Genomic DNA, 1,466 nt, shown 5'->3' with positions numbered 1-1,466 from the left:
GGGGCTGTCCAATAAGTCCCTAAAATAAAGCAGGCGGAGAAAAACGAGTTGTTTTTTCTCCGCCTGTTTTTGTTTTTTATGTTTTTTGCAGAAAGCATCCGCAGGATGCCCGCCACCTTCAGGAAGTTGTGGGCCATTGCCAGGATGCCGAATTCCACGTGAACCTTATCGAGCCCTCGAAGGAGGAATCGACGAAACGCCAAATTGCCCTTGAGATTCCCAAAAACTGTCTCGACCTCGATTTTCCGGAGGGCATAGACTTGTTTCAGGGTTTCATCTTCAAGGGCTTTCCTGGCCTTGGCTTTCAGTTCCTCATAGACCGGGTTCCAGTGAACCTGACGGTTCCCTTTCGCTTTAGTGCAAAGCTTTTTCAGCGGGCAGTCACTGCAGTCTTCGCACTCATAGATCTTGAAGTCCTGAACAAAGCCGGATTTGTTCTTTTTCTGTTGGTATTTCTTGAACTGGACCTTCCTTCCGTTTGGGCAGATGAACAGGTCGTCCTCTTCGTCATACTCCCAGTTCTTCGCATTGAAACGATTGTTTTTGAAACTGCGCTTCTGTTCTTTTATGTAAGTGCCATATGGAATGACAAATTCAGCTTTCGGTTTGTCATCAGCGTCTTCCACAAGATACTGGTAGTTTTCTTCGCTTCCGTATCCCGCATCGGCGACAATGCGTTTCGGCATCGGAAGATTGGTCTCCCTAAAGGACTCCAAGTGCGGAATCAGGCAACGGGTATCAGTCGGGCGCTGGTGGATGGAATAGAAGAGGACAAACTGGTTCTCGGTGGCCATCTGAACGTTGTAGCCCGGTTTGAGCTGGCCGTTTTTCATATGGTCGTCCTTCATTCGCATGAACGTGGCGTCAGGATCCGTTTTCGAATAGCTGTTCCGGTCATCCCCGCAGACATCAAGTTGAACGGCATATTTTTCTTTGCGCGGAATGAAATCATCCCGGACCAGTTTTAGTTTCTTCCGGATTAGAGATCGTTTTTTACGAATGACTTTACGGACCGCCCCATCCTGTTCTTTCTCCATGTCGCCCGTCAGGGCTTCATCCCGTTCTTCCAGCTTCGAAGCGACTTCTGCAAGTTCTGGTACTGTCGGATCTCCTTCAGGCATCTCACCCAGCTCCATGCCTTCCGCGTCTGCAATTTCGTGGATTTCAGAAAGGGTCTCCCGAATCTTGGCCTCGAGTTTTTCCTTTCTTCCTGCGACTGCCTTTTTAAAGACGAACGTATACTTGTTGGCATTGGCCTCAATCTTGGTTCCGTCGAGGAAGTAGTTTTCGAACTCGACAAATCCCCGTTGATGAAGCTCCAAGACCATCGACTCAAAGAGGGTATCGATCATCTTCGGCATTCGGACACGCCGGAACTCATTGATGGTCCGGTAATCCGGCGTCTGGCCTGCGGCCAGCCACATAGCCGGCAAATTCTCCTGGATCAGCTTCTCGATTCGCCGGCA

General features: G+C 49.6%; 1 protein-coding gene. It reads right to left on the bottom strand.

Annotation, left to right across the window (positions count from 1 at the left end):
• Positions 1-1,466, bottom strand: a 1,466-nt coding sequence (locus tag C772_RS15880) for an IS1182 family transposase (RefSeq protein WP_051059470.1), incomplete at both ends; no start/stop codon positions are given.

It is taken from the genome of Bhargavaea cecembensis DSE10, from assembly GCF_000348905.1.
GTDB lineage: Bacteria > Bacillota > Bacilli > Bacillales_A > Planococcaceae > Bhargavaea > Bhargavaea cecembensis.
The sequence above is the reverse complement of the archived record's forward strand: the minus strand, read 5'-3'. Positions and strand labels throughout refer to the sequence as shown.